This window comes from Gilliamella sp. B3892, from assembly GCF_026536305.1.
Lineage (GTDB): Bacteria > Pseudomonadota > Gammaproteobacteria > Enterobacterales > Orbaceae > Gilliamella.
The window spans coordinates 107,439-127,972 of the sequence record NZ_JAFNOK010000007.1 but is presented as its reverse complement, the minus strand read 5'-3'; the positions used below and the strand labels follow the sequence as shown (position 1 = coordinate 127,972).

Genomic DNA, 20,534 nt, shown 5'->3' with positions numbered 1-20,534 from the left:
AATATATGGCTTACGGAAGTTAAGCGAAATTAGCATAAATTTTAAAAAACGTTTACTGACGGCGCAGCCCATACGCATTAGCCGCTTTTATTGCAGCGAAAACCGTATAAGGGGTGACTTCTGACAATGAGTTGTGAATTGATTCACCTTCAGCGCAAGCCAGCTCAGCAACTTTCATTAAATCTTCATCAGTAACGTCGGCTAAACCAATTTGTGCCAGTGTGGTAGGTAATCCAACAGATTGACAAAATGCGTAAACTGTCTCAATCATATCAGGTTCACTATCAATTAACATCAACATGGCAAGTGTCCCAAACGCCACTTTTTCACCGTGCCAATACTCATGGGTTGCTTCTAATGCGGTAAAACCGTTATGAATAGCATGGGCAGCCGATAGCCCACCACTTTCAAAGCCCAGCCCAGACAAGAGCGTGTTAGCTTCAATAACATGTTCAAGTGCAGGGGTAACCACTTTTTGTTCGCAAGCTATTTTTGCTTGAACACCATATTGAAGGAGTATATCAAAACAGAATTTGGCGAGTTGGAATGCCGAAATTGGCCCCGGCCTGCCGGTCATATTTGGGGCTTTTGATTGCCGGCAATCTTCTGCTTCAAACCAGGTTGCGAGCGCATCTCCCATGCCGGCTACTAAAAATCTAGCTGGCGCCTTAGCAATAACCTTTGAATCAACCAAGACTAAATCAGGATTACGTGGCAACATGAAATAACGTTTAAATTCGCCGTTCGGCGTATAGATAACAGATAATGCACTACATGGCGCATCAGTAGAGGCAAGCGTTGGCACCACAACGCAAGGATAATTCAACTCCGCAGCCACCGCTTTTGCGGTATCGATAGCTTTTCCGCCACCGATGCCAACAATCACATCAATTCCATTTGCTTCAACTAAAACTGAAATTCGAGCTATCTCTTCATCACAACATTCACGATTAAATATATCAATGGCAAATTTGATATTACCGTCTAAAGATTTTTCAATTGTTGTAGATAGATTTTTATGTGCCGATGGGCTTTGCAGTAATAATGCTTTTTTGCCTAATCTGGCTAACTCTTGACCTAAACAATGTTCAATTGCATTGTCACCTTGGATATAACGATTCGGAAAAAGTGCAGTTGTGATCATAATAACAGCTCCCAACAAAGGTAAATAAATATCTGTTTATCAATAAAACTATTATCTTTAGGTAATGGCGAAAGATAGTAATGCTCTATGATTAATTACAACATACGCTTTTATTATTGATAATCCACAGGATTTTTAAAAAAATGAGGGATATGCCACATTTTATAAGTATATTTTTTCAGAATTGATAGAAAATAGGAAAGGATTCCCGTCACCTAGCTGGGACGGGAAAATAGTAGCTGTCTTAAACTTTTTTAAATAGTACTGAACCGTTAGTGCCACCAAAACCAAATGAATTGCAAAGCGCATATTCAAGATTTTTAACTTGGCGAGCAGTGTGCGGGACATAATCAAGATCGCATCCTTCATCAGGATTGTCTAAATTAATTGTCGGTGGAACAACCTGATCACGTAAAGCAAGTACAGTAAAGATTGATTCAACGGCACCGGCTGCACCTAATAGATGCCCGATCATCGATTTAGTTGAACTCACCATTACTTTGTTAGCGTTTTCTTTGAAAACACTTTTTACTGCTTGAGTTTCAGCTTTATCACCAGCAGGTGTTGAAGTACCGTGCGCATTAATATAACCGACTTGTTCCGGCGTAATACCTGCATCACGTATCGCACATTTCATGGCTAAAGCTGCACCACTTCCATCTTCCGGAGGTGAAGTCATATGATAAGCATCGCCACTCATACCAAAACCGACAATTTCAGCATAAATTTTTGCACCACGTTTTTTCGCATGTTCATACTCTTCTAAGAACATGATCCCTGCACCGTCACCAAGAACAAAACCGTCACGGTCTTTATCCCACGGGCGACTTGCGCCTTTTGGATTGTCATTATTAGTCGATAATGCACGAGCTGCACCAAAACCGCCAATACCGAGTGGTGTACTGGCTTTTTCACCGCCACCGGCTAACATTCCGTCAGCATCACCATAGGCTATCATTCGGGCAGCATGACCAATATTATGAACACCGGAAGAACAAGCTGTTGCAATGGTAATACTTGGTCCTTTTAATCCATAAATGATAGATAAGTGACCAGCGATCATATTAACAATCGTTGAAGGGACAAAGAACGGGCTAATTTTACGTGGACCGCCATTAATTAGCGCACTGTGATTTTCTTCAATTAACCCAAGACCGCCAATACCGGAACCAATGGCACAACCAATACGTTCTGAATTTTCTTCCGTTATTTCAATGCCGGCATCTTGCATTGCTTGCATACCAGCAGCAATACCATATTGGATAAAATAATCCATTTTACGGGCATCTTTGCGTGTAATATTATAATCTTCGCCGTTAAAGTTTTTAACCATCGCTGCGAAGCGTGTGGCAAATGGGGCTGTATCAAAGTGTTCGATGAGCTCAACTCCACTTTGACCTGCTAGTAACGCTTGCCAAGTGGATTCAACTGTATTACCTACTGGAGATATCATGCCCATTCCAGTAACAACAACTCTGCGTTTAGACACATTGTCCTCCAGAAAAGGATTAAAATGAAATTTGAATCATTAAAAGTTTACGTTAAGTTTCACGCTTACTTTATGCCTAATTCGCTATGCGAAAAAATGTAGGCATAAAATAAACTAGGCGATCATGTGACCGCCTATTGTGAACATTCTGCTAACCCTATTGATTTGCAGTAATATAATCAATTGCTGATTGAACAGTTGTGATTTTTTCAGCATCTTCATCAGGAATTTCAGTATCAAATTCTTCTTCTAAAGCCATAACTAGTTCAACGTTATCAAGAGAGTCAGCGCCAAGATCTTCAATAAAAGAAGATTCATTTCTTACTTCTTCCTCTTTTACACCAAGTTGCTCAACAATAATTTTCTTAACTCGCTCTTCGATAGTGCTCATACTCTTTTTTTCCTATAAATATCGCCAAAAGCGGCGGTGAATGTAAGTTTATAAAATGTTGAAAAAGATGCAAATCATTTTTCAACCCAATTGTTTATTTTTTGTTCAAAACCTCAAAATATGGGTTTATTTTACACTATTCTAATCAATTACACCATATACATGCCGCCATTGACATGTAAAGTTTCGCCAGTTATATAGCTAGCTTCGTCTGACGCTAAAAATGCCACAGCATTAGCAATTTCAACAGGTTCACCTAAACGACCAGCCGGAACTTGAGCTAATGTTTGTGCTTTTTGTTCATCAGTTAATGCTTCAGTCATATCCGTTGCGATAAAGCCCGGTGCAACAACATTAACGGTAATGCCACGAGAAGCAACTTCACGAGCTAATGATTTACTAAAACCAATTAGACCGGCTTTTGCAGCAGCATAATTGGCTTGACCGGCATTACCCATAGTGCCGACAACCGATCCAATCGTGATAATTCGGCCATAACGTTTTTTCATCATGGTGCGCATTAATGCTTTAGATAAGCGGAAAACAGACGTTAAATTAGTATCTAAAATATCTTGCCACTCGTCTTGTTTCATTCGCATTAACAAATTATCACGAGTGATCCCTGCATTATTGACTAAAATGTCAATATCACCAAATTCAGTTTTAATTGCTTGGATAACTGATTCAATTGATGCTTCATCAGTCACATTTAATGCAAAACCTTTACCATGTGAGCCTAAATATTGGCTAATAGCCTCAGCACCTTTTTCTGTTGTTGCTGTACCAATCACTGTTGCACCACAAGCGACTAACTTTTCTGCAATGGCTTTACCAATTCCGCGACTGGCACCTGTCACTAAAGCAATTTTTCCTGATAGGTTCATAGCTACCTCTTTTATCTTCTATTTTGTATTTTCAATTGCAGCATCTAATGATGCTTTATCATTAACAGCACAAGCTGATAGTGAATCAACAATACGTTTAGTTAATCCAGTTAATACTTTACCCGGTCCCATTTCAACTAAAAGTGTCACGCCTTGTTTTGCCATCATTTCAACGGTTTCCGTCCAACGTACTGGGCTGTAAAGTTGGGCAATTAACGCTGCTTTAATCTGCTCTGCAGAACTTTCCACTTTAACATCTACATTGTTAATTACCGCAAATTTTGGTGCATTAAACGTAATGTTTTGCAATGCAGTGGCTAATTTATCGGCTGCCGGTTTCATTAAAGCACAATGTGACGGTACGCTAACCGCTAGAGGTAAGGCGCGTTTTGCACCGGCTTGTTTACATAATGCGCCCGCCCGTTCAACCGCTTCTTTATTGCCAGCGATAACCACTTGCCCAGGTGAATTAAAATTAACTGGCGCAACGATTTGACCTTCAGCCGCTTGCTCACAAGCTTTGCTGATTGATTCGTTATCTAAACCAATGATGGCATACATAGCACCTGTACCTGCTGGCACAGCTTCTTGCATCAATTTTCCACGTAACTCAACTAATTCGATTGCATCTTTAAAATCAATCACGCCAGCACAAACTAAGGCTGAATATTCACCTAAACTGTGACCCGCCATAAATTCCGGTTGAGCGCCATTAACGCTTTGCCAAACTCGATATATTGCAACCGACGAAGCAAGTAACGCAGGTTGCGTTTGCCATGTCTTATTTAATTCTTCAGCCGGGCCGTCTTGAACAAGTGCCCATAAATCATAGCCTAATACTTCTGATGCTTCATCAAAAGTTGCTTTTACAATAGGGTAATTGTCCGCAAGATCTTTTAACATACCCACAGATTGTGAGCCTTGTCCTGGAAATACCATTGCAAATTTGGTCATTTTTAAAATCCTTGATTACTCAAAATAATTTGTATTTAAAATCTAACGAGCGCAGAGCCCCAAACAAAGCCGCCACCGAAAGCCTCTAATAAGATTAGTTGACCTCGTTTAATACGTCCGTCCCGCACCCCGGCATCTAAAGCACAAGGTACTGATGCTGCAGAAGTATTGCCTTGTTTATCAAGCGTAACAATCACTTTGCTCATGTCCATATCTAGACGTTTTGCGGTTGCCGAAATAATTCTTAGGTTAGCTTGGTGTGGTACCAGCCAATCTAAATCTGCTTTATTAAAGGCATTTTCAGTCAATAGCTCATCAACTAAGTTAGACAGCTCTTTAACGGCAATTTTGAACACTTCATTACCATGCATTGTCATATAAACAGGGTCATTCATATCACGGCGATCAACATACGGATATTTTAACAAATCGCCATAACGACCGTCTGCATGCAAATGTGAAGCAATAATACCCGGTTCTTGTGATGCACCAACCACAACTGCGCCGGCGCCGTCACCGAATATAATAATCGTGCCACGGTCTTTTGGATCAACACCCCGTGTCAACATATCTGAACCCACCACTAATGCATATTTAATGGCGCCACTTTTAATGTATTTATCAGCAATATCAAGTGCATAGACAAAGCCAGAGCAAGCGGCTGATACATCAAATGCAATCACGTCACCAATTTCAAGTTTAGCCTGCAATTCAGTTGCGGCACTAGGGAAAGCATTGACAGAAGTCGCTGTTGCAACAATAATCATACCAATATCGTTTTTATCGATATCAGCCATATCAATAGCATTGATTGCAGCTTGATAAGCCATGGTGGTGACAGTTTCATCGGGTGCGGCAATACGCCTTTCTTTAATGCCGGTACGGGTTGTAATCCATTCATCACTGGTATCAACCATTTTTTCAAGATCGGCATTTGTTCTAATCTGTTTTGGAAGATAACTTCCTGTTCCTAATATCTTTGTATACATCTAATTATTCGCTCTTAGGTAGTGCAGAAGAAAGGCTGATTGCAATCTTCTCAGGTATATTCGTCTGTATAGCCAAAATAGCTTGTTCAATTGCTGCAAAAAAAGATTTTTGATTAGCACTACCGTGACTTTTAATCACAATACTTCGAAGACCAAGCAAACAGGCTCCATTATATCGTCCGGGATCTAAATAACCAAAATTTTTTGCGATCTTTCTTTGTAACCACTTGCTTAATAACTTCATGATAAAAGAGCTGTGACCAAATGATAATTTGCAAGAAGACATAAAAATTTTAATTAAGCCTTCAACCGTTTTTAATGTCACATTCCCCACAAAGCCGTCACAAACCAGAACATCAGTTTTACCGGTTAAAAGCTCGTTACCTTCCAAGTAACCGATATAGTTAATTTGATTATTTGATTTTAAAATGGACGCAGCTGCACGGATTTTATCCAAACCTTTAATGTCTTCTTCACCAATATTGAGTAGTGCTACCCGTGGATTTTCAATGTTAAGTACTGTTTTTGCTAAGATTTCGCCCATTATGGCAAATTGCACCAACATATCACTATCACACTCAGCATTTGCACCTAAATCCAGTACTACCGTATTTTGATTATTTAAGGCAGGAATGGTAGCAACCAATGCCGGGCGATCAATGCCTGTTAAGGAGTGTAATAAGAGTTTAGATAGCCCCATTAATGCCCCTGTATTACCAGCACTTACGCATGCTTGCGCTTGATTATCTTTCACCAGTTCAAGTGCAATTCTCATTGAAGAGCCTTCACTGTGGCGAATAGCATAAGATGGTTTCATATCATTAGCGATAACTGCGGTGGATTTAACCAAAGTTAATCGTCCTTCATCTTGATATTGGGCAATTAATTTTGAATTTTCTTTGGACAAAAGAAGACCGATTTCTGTTAGATCACCTACCAGAAATAGAGAAAGATTTGGATAACGATTTAATGCTTGTATTGCAGCAGGAACAACAACACGAGGACCGAAGTCCCCGCTCATAGCATCTAACGCAATGGTTAGATTATCCAAAATGTCACCTGAGGATTTCTAATTACTGAGTAATTATTTAGAAATCACTTTACGACCACGATAATAACCATCAGCGGTTACGTGATGACGTAAATGTGTTTTACCTGATTCATCAACTGAGATATTAGCAACAGTTAATGCATCATGAGAACGACGCATACCACGTTTTGCACGAGTTTTACGATTCTGTTGAACAGCCATGGATTTACCCCTTATTCTTTAAACTAACTAAAATTGCAAATGGATTTGGTTTTTCATTCTCAGCTGAAATTTCACCAAATACCATATCTGCCTCTGACACTTCGCAGTGTTTACTATCATGTACCGGCGCAATAGGTAATGAGAGAATAATTTCGTCCTCAAGTAACGCTAATATATCTACTTCACCAAACTCGTTCATAAGAACAGGTTCATAATGTTCCGGTAATGTCTCTGCTTGAGCATCGCTCTTAACAGGACTAAATTTATTCATCACATGAACTTCTGTGATAAAAGGCTTAAAACAACGTTGACAAATCTGTTCTAACGTTATTTTTGCATCAATTGTGATAACGCAAAGTTTTTGTTCATCGTAACCAAAAGATAAACGACATTCGATATCACTTTTTGGACTCTCCAAGCGCGTTATAGCTTGCATTGGATAATATCCAACGTAATCAAGTCTTTTTTGTGCCGCTTTGATAGGGTCAATTGTTAATGGTAATTTATTTTGCATAAGATATGCATACTACCTTAAAATTTTGTTTAGTGCAGCTAAAATCTGCACAATGCCGTAAGGCGCGCATCTTACCTTTAAATCAAGATTTCGTCAATGGGCATCGATAATATAATTTGTTTTAGTTGTTGATTATTACCTTAATATTTACTTTTTTGCGACTATTTTACGCTTGTCAAGAACTTTCAGAAAATATATACGTTTAAGTATAAAACTTTTTAAATTTGCCTATTTATTATGATAATCGCCCAAAACTATCTTTTACAATTGCCGTAAAATCGTCAAAGTTTTGACTATCTAGCAAGCGCTTAGTCGCTTTCTCTTTTACAAAGTTAACAAATAGATTATAAATGCGCATCGCATCTTCATACTCATCTTTGCTGATCGCCAATAAAAAAATGACATGCGCTACTTCGTTTTTATTCCAGACAATGCCTTGTGGCGCCAAAATCGTTGTGACAACGGTTTTTCTGGCCAGTAATCCTACTGAGTGAGGTATGGCGATGTTTTCTCCCAATAGAGTTGAAACAATTTTTTCACGTTCAACAACCGACGGATAAAAATCGCTATCAACATACCCTTGTTGAACTAATTTTGCGCAGACTTGGTTAAACAGTGTTTTTTGTGTCATTGGCTCATCGATAATAAAAAAGAATTTTTCATCGAAAAATCGCTCTATGATATAAGGCATAGTGCGATCAATCATCGCCAACCGCCCGAGCTGTTCAAGTTGGTAAGCCGTTGGGAAAGGCGCAATTTTAACAATCGGTTTATCTTTTTCGGTCAAACGAACGGTGGATACAACGAAGTCTTCTTCTACCTTTGTCAGTTGCTCATATTCACGATATGAAAGCGTGCGACTAATTTGAATATGGGGAAAATCCCGCTTAATTTTTGATTCAATCATCCGCAAAGTGGCATTACCAAGCTCGCTGACCAGCAAAATTTGCGCAAATCGTGCATGCCCGGCACTGTAATTACGCTCTAAAGCCACGCCAATATGTACCGCTAGATAACTTATTTCATCTTCGGTCATTTTTGCTTGAGTATAGTTTTTAGTATTAGCCAATGCTGAAAGCGTAATATCATAAGCAAAAGGATAATACTGTTTAATTTCATCCAATAAGGGATTGGTCGCTCTTATTTGATACTGTATCCTTGATAACATTGAGGAGATATGAATAAGGAGATCTTGCCGTAACTTGTTGTCCTCCCGTAAATTATAGTGATAACAATCATTGATATAAGACAAGATATGTTCAACCAGCGCTAAACTTTTGGCTTGATTGGGTGATTCGGTCATGGTGCGTGAAATAATTTGAACACACAGATAATTAAACTCCGCTTCACCGAGAGGGTTGCCTAAAAAATGGGAGAACTCTTCTGATATTTCTCTGGCTGCGCCAATCACGGTTGAATCAATCTTATCGACCTGATATTCAATTAACTCATGCATTTGTGTGATACGAGTTATCGATACCGCACAACTATAGAGTAAATAGCTCTGACCTTCCGCCGTTAACTTTAATTCAAAACGCTCAAACTGATTTTGTAACACTTTTTCCAGATAGTTTAAATCAATATCATTTAAAATTATTTGTTTAAGCCTTTCAACAGTGATGAGGTCTTGCGCTAAATGGCGTTGCCATATAATGTCGGTTAAACATGCACGTATTGATGACTCATCGCCAACCAGACGCAATCCGTAATACGGGCGATTTTCGAGTGATAGATTATACTTATCTAAATACTGTTTTATTTCAAGAATATCATTTTGTAACGTGCTGCGGCTTAAAAACCATTTATCTGCAATATCATCCAATTTTACTGAGTGAGGTTGAGTTAAAAAGGCAATAAGCAGGGCTGAAAATCTTTCTTTACTGGTGCGTGGTAGTTGTTTTGTTGAAGGCACTATCGGAAGCGTTGCATAGCAAACAGGATCTGATACAACAAGTTGATAACCCAGATTTTTGGTGTACTGAATTTGAGCACCATAGTTAGCTAATATATCATTAAGCGCTGCAATATCGGTTCGAATAGTACGCGTTGATACCGAAAAACGATTCGCTAACTCTTTTTGAGGTAGCGTCTCATTTTTTATCGTATCAAACAAATAGACTAATCGTTGATAAGAAAACATCATGTTAGATGTCATCACCTATCCTACTAATTTTTGCGTCATCGCCAACAGTTGTTTGACATCATCGGTACGGGTGGCACCTGTGGTTTTGTCGATAATTGCGCTATAAATATGCGGGATGATTTTTTTCACGCCGGCATTTAATGCTATTTTCATGATCGCTTCATAATTGTTTAAGTCAATACCGCCGGTTGGTTCAAGATAGAAATTGTGTTCAGCACAACATTTTGCCACATATTCAAATTCATCCTGATGCTTTAAGCCTCCCATAGGAAAATATTTAATTGAACTTCCGCCCATATCTTTTAATAAAGCAATCGCTGTTTCAACAGGCACAATTGCCGCTGGTGAGTGGCAGCTTAATGGGCCGGTTGCGATATTCACCAGCCCGACTTGACCGGTTGGCGACACTAAACCATTAATCACGGTCTGCTGTTGACCTAATAATGCTCGACTCGTTGCCACACCTGTAAACACTTGATTTACATGTTGTGGCTGTAGCGCCGCTGATAGTTGTGAAACCATGGTTGATTGGTTAGGATCACCGGCACCAAGGCCGATAGAAATCGCGTTATCGATAGCTTTGGCATATTGTTTCATATCATCGATCGCTGATTGGTTATCTTTATAGTTTTTAGATAAGATACCAACTACTACATGCGTTTGTGCTGCTTCATAAATAGCTTTAGCATTGTCAATTGAATTAGCCAACACATTCAAACAAACTCGGTCATGATAATAATTCGGCATTAGCTTCATTATTCTACTCCTTGAATAATATTTTTAATTTTGTGGTAAATCGTATCGAGTTGCGCGGATGTTACACTTCTTACATCAGCATCAACTTTGCCTTCATTGGCTTTGTATTGTCTGAAATAGACGGCAATATCACCTTGTTTCATTAAATCAACCATTTCAATTGCTGTTTTGCCTATCACTTTAGCATCAAAAGCGATTTCGGCTCTGGCAATATCCCGGCCGGCACTATCCCAAACCACTTTGGCCGATATTCCATTAAGCGCATTGAGTTTTTCAATAAAAGGCTGCATTTTGCTAACCATTTGTTGGCCGGTTTCATGTTTGGGGTCGTTAATATAAAGCTCAATGGCTCGAGTTAAGCCCAAAATACCTTCTTTACCCACTTTCATTGGTCGGCCGATGCCTTCTGACTGACGCTTTAACCATTCGATAGCTTGATGCCGACCAATGGCCAATCCACTAGTTGGCCCCTCAATTGCTTTAGCTCCGCTATAAATCACAATATCAGCGCCTTGCTGATAATAGGTCACTAAATCTTCCTCAGCTGCGGCATCAACAATTAAAGGGATCTGATATTTTTGGGCTACAGCTGCCGCCTGCGCAACTGACAGCATACTTTTTTGGACGCAGTGATGTGATTTAACATATAAAATAGCAGCAGTATTAACATTAATCAGTGAGGCAATATGGTCAGCATCACACTCATTAGCATAACCGGCTTCAACGACCACTCCCCCACCTAATGCAACCATGGTGCCAATCGGTGCACCAAAATTAACGTTATGCCCTTTTGCTACAATGATTTCACGAGGAACATTTTTAGTCGATGAATGTAAATTAAATAACAGATCACGATCATCTTTCACAATCAAACCGGCAACAGCCTGTGCAATACCGGCAGACGCACAAGATACCACAACCGCATTTTCAACATTGAGTAAACGTGCAATATATTGCCCTGTTTTATCAATCAAATCTTTAATTTCAAAATATTCATTTAATCCTTGCGAGACAGTTTCGACCACTTCCGGCCTTGGTGTTGAAACACCCAATATTGTCATACGTCCTGAAGCATTAATCACTTTTTTTAAGTGATATTGACCATAAATATCTTTTTTAGCTGGAGATTCTAAGCTCATTTTTACTACCTTCTTGCGTGATTTGTATATGTATATCATCTTTTGCAACATCAGCAACAATGGAAGCTAACGGAACAAACTGTTCTTGACTTTGTCGTACCTCACCATGTGCATCTGATAATGAGGTTGGTTGCTGTTTAATATCAAAAATAGTTAAATCAGCATCATAACCCACCGCGATAAGACCTTTATTTTTGAGAGGTAAGATCTGCGCAGGATTTACCGTTACACTATCAATAATTCGTTTTTTACTGTAATTTAGCGCGATAAATTTGGTCATAATATTTGCCAAACTCACTACCGGGCCATGTAAGCGATTTTTAGCATAGATATCTGAACTTATGGTATTAGGGTAAATACCTAAACTTTTCGCCCGCTCAGCAACGGTAAAACTAAAACTTTCGCCACCATGACCAATATCTAAAATCACGCCACGTTTAATAGCGGATTTAATCGAATCCCGTAAATTATTGTTCTTATCAAGGATTTGATTAGGCTTGCCATTAAAACAGTGAGTAATAATGTCACCTTCCGTCAATAAATCGGCGATCTCATCCAGATCGGGGGGATTGTTGCCAATATGAATCATCAACGGTAAACCACATTTTTTTTGGATCTTTTTGGCTTTAATTAAAGGCTCAATACCATTTTCACCCACCACACTCCGGCTCATCCTTACTTTGATTCCGACCACAAAATCAGGATATTTTATTAATGCTTGTTCAAATAAAAGCGCATCAATATCATCCATACTGGCAAGTTCACTTTGCGTTATTAAGCCGATTTTGGATATATTCAAAAATGAGTAAACATGGGTATGTGCTTGTCTGGCTAATTGATAAAATTCAGCCACATCAAGCGCACCGACACTCCCGGCATCAACGACCGATGTCACGCCGGCTTTTATACCAATTACATCAGGTTCGTCATAATAGATAGGTGAATGCGCAAAGCAATGCGTATGTGAATCGATCCAACCGGCACTGATATAGTGTTTATTGCGTAGATCCAACACCCGTTTTGATCGAGCTAAAATCGAATTTGCAATCTCAGCAATTTGACCTTGTTCTATAGCGATATCGACACACGTCTCATCAATGAGTTTGGCATTTTTTATTATTAAATCATACATACGTTGTTCCAAATCCGCTGTAATTTAACCAACGACAGCGGAGAGTTAACATCAGACAATAGGAAATATTCCACCGAAAATCATCGCACCTAAAATTGCGCCACCAGTAATTGGCTTTTTCCAAATATAGAAAATGAGTGCGCCTAGTAAAGACCCTATGCCAATTGGAATAGAAGCAGCCATTGCAGATAAAATAATCATTGGTCCTAAAAAACGCCCCGAAGCATTACCCGCCCCCATCATGACATCAGCGCCAAAAGTTGAACCACCAGCGCTGTTAATGGTGAATTTTCGGATCCAAATGATAACTAAACCAATTAAGGCGCCTAACACGAAGCCAGTTACTAAAGCGATAAAGAAGTTTTCAATGGGTAGTGTATAACCACCGGCCAATAATAAGGCGGGTACGCCAAGCCCAATACCGGTTTGTAAAGCGCCACCTATATCGAGTATGCCAACTAAAGAGCCTTCAATCACACGAGCAAATAAAAAACTTGCCCCAAATGCGGCCACTGCACCATAATCCCCGGTGCTCATACCCGATTTGAGCATGGCAACAAAGGCAATTTCGTTAAAAGCGCCGATACCATAAACATAAAAGGTATGTGTCCCGGCAAAAATTCCGGCGGATAATAATCCACAAAGAATAGGAAACGACCAATCGGCATACCAGAAACTTTTATTTAGTGCTGTTTGTGTATTCATAATCATTCCTATATTATTTAAACCAATAAGATAAACCGTCGCTAAATGCGTTTATCATCTTCATATCAAAGCCCCGGAAGTAGCCACTCATCACAAATAGCAAAATGACAGCAATTAACATAATTTTCATCATTCGATTCCAACCACTATCATCGACACCTTTACCGATAAGTATGCCTAACACCAGACCGGGAACGGCATTGCCCATAATTAACTGTGCCAGACCACCAAATAATGTTCCCCAAAATCCACTACGTCGCCCTGCATCTAAAGCTGCCAGCCAGAAAATAACCGGCATCACTGTTGCGACTAGCAAATTGGCAGCAGGCACAAGAACTTTTGTGGCAGTTATCTTTAACGAATCGGGAATAACCGATGTTGTTGTATTTAAAAACAGCACCACTATCATGCCGATGATTGCGCAGGCAATGGCCATTTTTTTAGGATCATGCAACGTTTCGCCAAGATTACGATTTTTAATCATCAATAAAGCGGCGCCCCAGTTTGGAATAATGCGATGATCAACATCTTGGGTAAACGAACCTGCGGCAACGGATGATGCCCAGGCATTAAAAAAGAACCCTAAACCAAATGAAAAGTGCGCAGCCGGATCGCCTTCACAAGCATTGAGCTCACCCAATGTCCGAAATGCCCCCATACCTTGATAAGTTGGGGCGTGAAACATCCTTGCCGCCCCGGCTCCAACCCCTAAACCACAAAGTCCACCAATAATGATTGACTTAAATGCAATGATGAGAATTTCCATAACTTTCCTTTTTTGTTATTGAGAAGTAAATTCAATATGACTTAAATCAACAAAACAAACATCAACAGCCACATCGAGTGTAATGTCATAAATGGCCTTTTTTCTGGGTAAAAAGATAAATAAAAATCGTTCAGTGGTGATCTTCTTTATTGCTGATACGATTCGAATATTCAGCGGCTCTATACGCAACATCATATTGGATGAATTTTTAAGCACCTGTTTTTGTACCTGACTTAATGCATTAGCAAATGCACGTTGCTTAGAATCACCTTGACCACTTACTCTTACTATTTGCTGTTGATTTTGTTTCATGCTGATGCGCCCTTTTACTCACGAGGATTTTTTTTCAAAAATGCTTTGGCGATACGTTGCCCTAGTTCTTCGGTATCCATAAAACCAAAACCCAGCACTTTACAGCCATCATTGATTGCCGTTTCTCCTTCTTCAATCGAACGCATTCCATGACGTTGGGTATAACCATATTTATTTTGGGCGGTAATTGCGCCAGCCCCACCACTACCACAAAATGAAAGACCTAAATCGGCATTTTCTTGATTCATCACATCTCCCAATTTCATATCGGCTGCCATACCGGGGATCACAATTGCTTGGCAGCCTTCTACCGAATTAATGCCTTGGGCAATTTTTTGTCCTTTTCCCATTCGATCGCCTATTACAATGATCACTTGAGCCATAATGTTTCTCCTTTCCATTTATTTTTTTAATTTTTGTTTATCGATTCATTTGCTTTGGCTACGTCATAGTGAATAGCCAATAAATATGCTTCTTCTATTGGTAAATTATCGAATAAATTTACTGTTTTTTGCGCTAACGCTAAGGACTCTTCAGATAGTTGGTCAAATAAAGTGAGATCGAGTTCAGGTAATTGTTCTAAAGTTTTAGCCCGTTGAACCATGGATTTAATATGGGAATAGAGCATCAATTTTTGCACCTCATTTTGTACAATTTGATGCTCAGCTAACCAAGTATTAATAATGTTGATTGTGTTTTCTGTCACCTCTTCAAGCGTCAGATCATCTTCGATCATGCGAAATTTTATTTGAGTCATAACCACTAGCATTGTCTGTTTTGAGAATGAATAAAGCCTAAATCAAACCATAAGCAATGTGGATAGAGAGTTTTTCCTTCAACAATAGGAAATTTTTTATTATGGGGGTTCTATCGTGGGACAAGCAGACTTAATCTTGCTTGATAGGTCAATTTTGATAAATAAATGATTGTTAATTTTGTGAGTTAGATCATAAAAATTAACACGATTTTTCTAAAAAAGACGATGAATCAATGGGCATATCAACACTGTTTTAACCAAAATTAAAGGCTACATAAATCAGAAAATGTTATCGCTGATTGCAGCGAGATATGTTGTGGCTAAATTTTTAAATAGGGAAGGATGGTAAAAAATAAACTACCATTAATCGATATAATTAAGGCGCATCTAGCGCCTTATTTTTTTATCCCATTTACCAGCTACCGGAAGCGCCACCGCCACCACTGCGGCCACCACCGCCGCCACTAAAGCCGCCGCCTCCGCCGCCTCTTCTGCCGCCTCCACTGCTTCTGTCGCCTCCGCTAGAACCACCAAAATAGTCACTTCTTCCGCGATTATTTCTTCGCCCTCTTCTTCTGCCAGCTCTGCGAATTACATAGTGGCTAGCAATGGTACTCAAAATAAATACCACAAACATGATATATACTATTATAATATGTAGATTGCGCACATGCCAAAAGGTGAGTCCACCAACAGATAGTGCATTAAATAAACTTGCACATAAACATTGTTTGGTTTTATCTTTACGATAAAATAAGTTAGCAAGTATAAGACAAATAAAAAATGACACCAGTGCATAATAAGCAAAGTTTTCTGTAAATAACCATCCAATGTTAAGGTTAGAGCCTTGTTCGTTATCTTCACTTTTCGGGGAAGGATTATCGATTTCTTGTTTCAGCACAGATAAGGCATTATCAATACCCTGATAATAGTTATTTTGTCGAAATTGTGGTGCTAATTGCTCACGAATGATTTTACTGGCAACTAAGTCGGTAATAGTTCCTTCAAGCCCATAACCAACCTCAATTCGCATGAGTTTATCATCTTTAACAATAAGTAATAAAATACCATTGTCTTGTCCTTTTCGACCGATTTTCCATTGAATAAAGACTCTATCTGCGTATTGTTCTACCGTTTCATCATCAAGTTTGGGAATCATTAAAACCGCTATCTGGGCACCATCTGTTCGAGGCTTTTCAAAGCCAATTAGGCTTGATTCTAATAACTCTTTTTGAGAATCGGTTAAAGTATGAGTCGTGTCGATAACACGATGTGCAAATTCCGGGATGTCAGTTAGCCCATAACAAAACCAACTGAATATTAACAATAAACTACTTAGAAAATATCTTTTCATTATATTTTCTGCCTCATGACTAACAACACTAAATAAAACTATTATATAGTTAAATCAAAATCTTACTATTAAAACTTAATGAGTATGATCTTTGTTCATCTCATTACCAACGACCAGATGCACCACCACTGCGGCCGCCACCTCCGCCTCGGCAAATTCTACTCGAATGGCTATATGAAGATCGACTGCTTCTGTCACTCCCGCTACGACTTCTTCATATGCCGTTTTTACGACAAATTCACTTTTTTCGAATTTAACCGTGAAAACGAACAAACAAAAAAAGAAAACACTTTCCAGCTTTGTTGAATAATCCAGTTAAACATCATATCTAACATTTCACTTAACCCAATTCTATGATTATTCTGGGCTTGTTTCTCTGGATTAATTTCATTACCTATTATGACATCTTTTAATACCGAAATTGCATCATTAATACCCTGATAATAGTTCTTTTGCTTAAATTGTGTGGCTTACTGTTCCCGAATGATGTGGCTAGCGATTGTTGTAAAAAATAAACTGCTATTAATCGATATGATTAAGGCGCATATAGCGCCTTATTTTTTATCCTATTTACCAGCTACCGGAAGCGCCACCGCCACCACTGCGGCCACCACCGCCGCCGCTAAAGCCGCCACCTCCTCCGAAGCCACCGCTAGAACCACCAAAACCGCCTCCTCCTCGATGATTTCCTCTTCCGCCACCAGCTCCGGGAGTGACAATGCGGCTGGCAATGGTACTCAAAATAAATACCACAAACATGATAAATACTATCATAAATATATCGCGCATATGCCAAAGGGTGAATCCACCAACAGATAGTGCGTTAAATAAACCTGTATATAAACATCGTTTAGTTTTATCTTTACGATAAAATAAGTTAGCAAGTGTAAGGCAGATAAAAAATGACACCAGCGCATAATTACTCAACATGGAAGTAAAATCTTCTGATGATAACAAGTTAGAGCCTTGTTCGTTATCTTCACTTTTCGGGGTAGGATTATCAATTTCTTGTTTCAGTACAGATAAGGCATTATCAATTCCTTGATAATAGTTATTTTGTCGAAATTGTGGTGCTAATTGTTCACGAATAATTTTACTGGCCACTAAGTCGGTAATAGTTCCTTCAAGCCCATAGCCAACCTCAATTCGCATACGTTTATCATCTTTTACAATAAGTAATAAAATACCATTGTCTTGTCCTTTTCGACCGATTTTCCATTGAATAAAGACTCTATCTGCGTATTGTTCTACCGTTTCATTATCCAGTTTGGCAATCATTAAAACCGCTATTTGGGCGCCATCGGTTCGAGGTTTTTCAAAGTCAATTAGACTTGATTCTAATGACTCTTTTTGAGAATCGGTTAAAGTATGAGTCGTGTCGATAACACGGTGTGCAAATTCCGGGATGTCGGTTAGCCCATAACAAAACCAACTGAATATTAACAATAAACTACTTAGAAAATATCTTTTCATGGTATTTTTTGCCTTATGATTAACAACGCTAAATAAAATTTTACTTTTTCTGTTTTACAACAAACAGTTAATTGCGATCCATTTTATAAAGCGTTGAGACAAGATATCGTTGGTTAACTAAAACTATTATATAGCCAAATCACAATCTTACTATTAAAACTTAATAAGTATGATCTTTGTTCATCTCATTACCAACGACCGGATGCACCGCCACCGCCACTGCGGCCGCCACCTCCATCTTGGGAATTTCTACTCGAATGATCAGATGAAGATCGACTGCTACTGTCACTCTCGCTATGACTTTCTATAGTACCGTTTTTACGACTGATAGCGGTAAATAACAAGTTAGCAAACACATAATTTATAGTGCCGTTTTTACAACTGATAGCGATAAATATAGCGATGATTAACAAGTTAGCAAACACATAGTTTATAACAAAAATAAAAACGACATCGGTCAGATCTAAGTCACTAAAACCGTCAACACACCAAGTTACAAAAAGGATAAACAAGCTATTTGATAGTGATGTGATAATAATGCGTTTAAATATATTTTTTTCGAATTTAACCGTTAAGGCTAAACACACAAGAAAAGAACACACTTTCCAACTTAATTGAGCGATCCAGTGAAACAACATATCTAACATTTCACTCAAGCCAATTGTCTGATTATCCTGGGTTTGATTCTCTAAATAAATATTATTACCAATTATGGCACTTTTTAATACCGACACTGCATCATCAATGCCCTGATAATAGTTATTTTGCTTAAATTGTGGGGCTAACTGTTCCCGAATGATGTGACTAGCGACTAAATCGGTAACAATGCCTTCAAGCCCATACCCCACTTCAATACGCATCTGTCGGTCATCTTTTGCCACTAACAATAAAATGCCATTATCCAGATCTTTTTTACCAATTTTCCATTGGTTAAAAACTCTCTGCGCATACTGTTCTATGGTTTCATTGTCGAGTTTTGCGATCATCAAAACGGCTATTTGTGCGCCATCAGTCCTAGAGTGTTCAAATTGAATTAGGCTCGATTCTAAAGAATTGACTTGCGATGCACTTAAGGTATTGGTTGTATCGATAATATGGCTATTAAACGCAGGAATTTCAGTCAAACCATAACTAAACCAACTCAACATTAACAACATACTCAATAAAACATATCTTTTCATTACATTTTGTCCAAAATGACCTGCTATAGAATAATATTATGACTTTTCAAAAGCGCATATCAAAAGCTAATCGACTCTATTTATTTCAGGTTTAAGTTATACAAGACATCAATTGATAGAAATGACTATTATATAGCCAGATAACAATTTTGCTATTAACATCTGCTTTTTTTATCAAGTTTTGCCGTCATGGATATTTGGCACGATTTATTTTGTATTGGGGAAACTCAATAGAGCATTATTGTGAAGTATATCTATGTGATCGAGTTAACGTATGGTCATAACGATAACTCGATTTTAAAGGAAGAGAATTTCAGTTGATTGATAGCTAAACCAACTGATGATTCACAGCAAACTCAACGCTCAATATTTTTTGACAATCTTGATTATTGAAAGTTAACTGCGGGTGCATTTGAAATTTCCTTTTCATTATCAACCGTAAATTGTTGTTTTGGCCCGGTACCTAAAAAGCCTGCTATCCAGTTATTCGGTATTTGGCGGATATAGATATTAAATGATTGTACTGCTTGTATATATCGTCCACGGGCAACAGCGATGCGATTTTCGGTGCCTTCTAGCTGACTCATCAGATCCTGAAAAAGTGAACTGGCTTTAAGATCCGGATAGTTTTCACTGACAGCAATTAAGTGGCTTAAAGCAGTGCTTAATTCAGATTGTGCTTGTTGGAATTTGGCAAATAAAGCCGGATCGGTTAGCTGATCAGCATTGATTTGAATTGAGCCAACTTTACTTCTTGCATCGGTCACTTGAGTTAACACTTCTTTTTCGTGTGTAGTATAACCTTTAACCGCATTAACTAAATTTGGGGTTAAATCTGCCCGACGTTTATATTGGTTAACGACTTCTGACCACGCAGCAGCCACGCCTTCGTCACGGGTTTGGATACCGTTGTAACGGCTAAAGCAGAAAAATGCCGCAATAATAACTAACACCAAAACAACTAATAATAATTTTGATTTCATTGTAGATTCCTATAAATAGTTGAATTTATGGATAGCTTAACAAATGAATACATCAAAAATAGAAATAAAATAAGCTATCTACGTACGTAATTAATAAACACTCAGTTATCACTTGAATTCAAATTTCATCAACAAATTTATTTACCCTATTTCAAAAAAAGAAGAATTAACTCGGTAAAATTAAAATATGTATGTTAATAATAGATAGTCTAACCA

General features: G+C 38.5%; 22 protein-coding genes. All 22 read right to left on the bottom strand.

Annotated features, from left to right (window positions below; all coding sequences use genetic code 11):
• Window positions 1-52 precede the first annotated feature (52 nt).
• The 22 genes from J3U74_RS08645 to J3U74_RS08540 all read right to left on the bottom strand — a co-directional run bounded on the left by J3U74_RS08645 (window position 53) and on the right by J3U74_RS08540 (window position 20,318).
• Window positions 53-1,144 carry a glycerol dehydrogenase gene (locus tag J3U74_RS08645; protein ID WP_267328810.1) on the bottom strand — a complete coding sequence of 364 codons (1,092 nt, stop codon included), beginning with the start codon at window positions 1,142-1,144 and terminating at the stop codon, window positions 53-55.
• 244 nt (window positions 1,145-1,388) lie between these two features.
• The gene (fabF, locus tag J3U74_RS08640; RefSeq protein WP_267328809.1) at window positions 1,389-2,633 is read right to left on the bottom strand and encodes a beta-ketoacyl-ACP synthase II; all 1,245 of its coding nucleotides are present in this window, start codon (window positions 2,631-2,633) and stop codon (window positions 1,389-1,391) included.
• 157 nt (window positions 2,634-2,790) lie between these two features.
• Window positions 2,791-3,024: an acyl carrier protein gene (acpP, locus tag J3U74_RS08635; RefSeq protein ID WP_220218190.1), complete on the bottom strand. Its 234-nt coding sequence runs from the start codon at window positions 3,022-3,024 to the stop codon at window positions 2,791-2,793.
• Window positions 3,025-3,173: 149 nt separating this feature from the next.
• The gene (gene fabG / locus J3U74_RS08630) at window positions 3,174-3,908 is read right to left on the bottom strand and encodes a 3-oxoacyl-ACP reductase FabG (protein ID WP_220218191.1); all 735 of its coding nucleotides are present in this window, start codon (window positions 3,906-3,908) and stop codon (window positions 3,174-3,176) included.
• Window positions 3,909-3,926: 18 nt separating this feature from the next.
• Window positions 3,927-4,862, bottom strand: coding sequence for an ACP S-malonyltransferase (gene fabD, locus J3U74_RS08625; RefSeq protein ID WP_267328808.1), 936 nt, complete (start codon window positions 4,860-4,862; stop codon window positions 3,927-3,929).
• Window positions 4,863-4,897: 35 nt separating this feature from the next.
• A complete protein-coding gene (locus J3U74_RS08620; protein WP_220218193.1) occupies window positions 4,898-5,851 on the bottom strand; it encodes a beta-ketoacyl-ACP synthase III in 954 nt (317 codons plus the stop codon).
• Between the two features lie 4 nt (window positions 5,852-5,855).
• Window positions 5,856-6,902 (bottom strand): phosphate acyltransferase PlsX, encoded by a 1,047-nt coding sequence (gene plsX / locus J3U74_RS08615; RefSeq protein WP_267328807.1) that lies wholly within the window; start codon window positions 6,900-6,902, stop codon window positions 5,856-5,858.
• 33 nt (window positions 6,903-6,935) lie between these two features.
• Complete coding sequence (gene rpmF, locus J3U74_RS08610; RefSeq protein WP_025316508.1) at window positions 6,936-7,103, bottom strand: 50S ribosomal protein L32; 168 nt, start codon at window positions 7,101-7,103, stop codon at window positions 6,936-6,938.
• Between the two features lie 4 nt (window positions 7,104-7,107).
• Window positions 7,108-7,617, bottom strand: coding sequence for a 23S rRNA accumulation protein YceD (yceD, locus tag J3U74_RS08605; RefSeq protein WP_267328806.1), 510 nt, complete (start codon window positions 7,615-7,617; stop codon window positions 7,108-7,110).
• Between the two features lie 235 nt (window positions 7,618-7,852).
• Entirely contained in the window at window positions 7,853-9,760 is a 1,908-nt protein-coding gene (locus J3U74_RS08600; RefSeq protein WP_416379762.1) for a BglG family transcription antiterminator, read from the bottom strand.
• A 15-nt stretch (window positions 9,761-9,775) separates the two neighbouring features.
• Complete coding sequence (gene dagF / locus J3U74_RS08595; protein WP_267328804.1) at window positions 9,776-10,516, bottom strand: 2-dehydro-3-deoxy-phosphogluconate aldolase; 741 nt, start codon at window positions 10,514-10,516, stop codon at window positions 9,776-9,778.
• Window positions 10,516-11,655, bottom strand: coding sequence for a DgaE family pyridoxal phosphate-dependent ammonia lyase (locus J3U74_RS08590; protein WP_267328803.1), 1,140 nt, complete (start codon window positions 11,653-11,655; stop codon window positions 10,516-10,518). Before J3U74_RS08590 ends, dagF begins: the two co-directional genes overlap by 1 nt.
• Window positions 11,633-12,787 carry an amidohydrolase/deacetylase family metallohydrolase gene (locus J3U74_RS08585; RefSeq protein ID WP_267328802.1) on the bottom strand — a complete coding sequence of 385 codons (1,155 nt, stop codon included), beginning with the start codon at window positions 12,785-12,787 and terminating at the stop codon, window positions 11,633-11,635. Before J3U74_RS08585 ends, J3U74_RS08590 begins: the two co-directional genes overlap by 23 nt.
• Before the next feature lie 51 nt (window positions 12,788-12,838).
• Complete coding sequence (locus tag J3U74_RS08580; protein ID WP_267328801.1) at window positions 12,839-13,492, bottom strand: DUF4310 family protein; 654 nt, start codon at window positions 13,490-13,492, stop codon at window positions 12,839-12,841.
• Window positions 13,493-13,505: 13 nt separating this feature from the next.
• A complete protein-coding gene (locus tag J3U74_RS08575) occupies window positions 13,506-14,258 on the bottom strand; it encodes a DUF4311 domain-containing protein (protein WP_220218200.1) in 753 nt (250 codons plus the stop codon).
• Between the two features lie 15 nt (window positions 14,259-14,273).
• Window positions 14,274-14,570, bottom strand: coding sequence for a DUF4312 family protein (locus tag J3U74_RS08570; protein ID WP_220218201.1), 297 nt, complete (start codon window positions 14,568-14,570; stop codon window positions 14,274-14,276).
• A gap of 14 nt (window positions 14,571-14,584) precedes the next feature.
• Window positions 14,585-14,953 carry a glycine-rich SFCGS family protein gene (locus J3U74_RS08565; RefSeq protein WP_220218202.1) on the bottom strand — a complete coding sequence of 123 codons (369 nt, stop codon included), beginning with the start codon at window positions 14,951-14,953 and terminating at the stop codon, window positions 14,585-14,587.
• Between the two features lie 26 nt (window positions 14,954-14,979).
• Window positions 14,980-15,327, bottom strand: coding sequence for a PRD domain-containing protein (locus J3U74_RS08560; protein WP_220218203.1), 348 nt, complete (start codon window positions 15,325-15,327; stop codon window positions 14,980-14,982).
• Window positions 15,328-15,739: 412 nt separating this feature from the next.
• The gene (locus J3U74_RS08555; protein ID WP_267337971.1) at window positions 15,740-16,681 is read right to left on the bottom strand and encodes a TPM domain-containing protein; all 942 of its coding nucleotides are present in this window, start codon (window positions 16,679-16,681) and stop codon (window positions 15,740-15,742) included.
• 570 nt (window positions 16,682-17,251) lie between these two features.
• Window positions 17,252-18,154, bottom strand: a complete 903-nt coding sequence (locus J3U74_RS08550) for a TPM domain-containing protein (protein WP_267337970.1) — start codon at window positions 18,152-18,154, stop codon at window positions 17,252-17,254.
• A 188-nt stretch (window positions 18,155-18,342) separates the two neighbouring features.
• The gene (locus tag J3U74_RS08545; RefSeq protein ID WP_267328799.1) at window positions 18,343-19,335 is read right to left on the bottom strand and encodes a TPM domain-containing protein; all 993 of its coding nucleotides are present in this window, start codon (window positions 19,333-19,335) and stop codon (window positions 18,343-18,345) included.
• 386 nt (window positions 19,336-19,721) lie between these two features.
• A complete protein-coding gene (locus J3U74_RS08540; RefSeq protein ID WP_267328798.1) occupies window positions 19,722-20,318 on the bottom strand; it encodes a LemA family protein in 597 nt (198 codons plus the stop codon).
• Window positions 20,319-20,534 lie beyond the last annotated feature (216 nt).

Bases quoted from the DNA above. Each gene is read 5' to 3' on its own strand.
- J3U74_RS08645 (WP_267328810.1), bottom strand. From the start codon at position 1,144: ATGATCACAACTGCACTTTTTCCGAATCGTTATATCCAAGGTGACAAT.
- acpP (WP_220218190.1), bottom strand. From the start codon at position 3,024: ATGAGCACTATCGAAGAGCGAGTTAAGAAAATTATTGTTGAGCAACTT.
- fabG (WP_220218191.1), bottom strand. From the start codon at position 3,908: ATGAACCTATCAGGAAAAATTGCTTTAGTGACAGGTGCCAGTCGCGGA.
- fabD (WP_267328808.1), bottom strand. From the start codon at position 4,862: ATGACCAAATTTGCAATGGTATTTCCAGGACAAGGCTCACAATCTGTG.
- J3U74_RS08620 (WP_220218193.1), bottom strand. From the start codon at position 5,851: ATGTATACAAAGATATTAGGAACAGGAAGTTATCTTCCAAAACAGATT.
- rpmF (WP_025316508.1), bottom strand. From the start codon at position 7,103: ATGGCTGTTCAACAGAATCGTAAAACTCGTGCAAAACGTGGTATGCGT.
- yceD (WP_267328806.1), bottom strand. From the start codon at position 7,617: ATGCAAAATAAATTACCATTAACAATTGACCCTATCAAAGCGGCACAA.
- J3U74_RS08600 (WP_416379762.1), bottom strand. From the start codon at position 9,760: ATGATGTTTTCTTATCAACGATTAGTCTATTTGTTTGATACGATAAAA.
- dagF (WP_267328804.1), bottom strand. From the start codon at position 10,516: ATGAAGCTAATGCCGAATTATTATCATGACCGAGTTTGTTTGAATGTG.
- J3U74_RS08590 (WP_267328803.1), bottom strand. From the start codon at position 11,655: ATGAGCTTAGAATCTCCAGCTAAAAAAGATATTTATGGTCAATATCAC.
- J3U74_RS08585 (WP_267328802.1), bottom strand. From the start codon at position 12,787: ATGTATGATTTAATAATAAAAAATGCCAAACTCATTGATGAGACGTGT.
- J3U74_RS08580 (WP_267328801.1), bottom strand. From the start codon at position 13,492: ATGAATACACAAACAGCACTAAATAAAAGTTTCTGGTATGCCGATTGG.
- J3U74_RS08575 (WP_220218200.1), bottom strand. From the start codon at position 14,258: ATGGAAATTCTCATCATTGCATTTAAGTCAATCATTATTGGTGGACTT.
- J3U74_RS08570 (WP_220218201.1), bottom strand. From the start codon at position 14,570: ATGAAACAAAATCAACAGCAAATAGTAAGAGTAAGTGGTCAAGGTGAT.
- J3U74_RS08565 (WP_220218202.1), bottom strand. From the start codon at position 14,953: ATGGCTCAAGTGATCATTGTAATAGGCGATCGAATGGGAAAAGGACAA.
- J3U74_RS08560 (WP_220218203.1), bottom strand. From the start codon at position 15,327: ATGACTCAAATAAAATTTCGCATGATCGAAGATGATCTGACGCTTGAA.
- J3U74_RS08555 (WP_267337971.1), bottom strand. From the start codon at position 16,681: ATGAAAAGATATTTTCTAAGTAGTTTATTGTTAATATTCAGTTGGTTT.
- J3U74_RS08550 (WP_267337970.1), bottom strand. From the start codon at position 18,154: ATGAAAAGATATTTTCTAAGTAGTTTATTGTTAATATTCAGTTGGTTT.
- J3U74_RS08545 (WP_267328799.1), bottom strand. From the start codon at position 19,335: ATGAAAAGATATGTTTTATTGAGTATGTTGTTAATGTTGAGTTGGTTT.
- J3U74_RS08540 (WP_267328798.1), bottom strand. From the start codon at position 20,318: ATGAAATCAAAATTATTATTAGTTGTTTTGGTGTTAGTTATTATTGCG.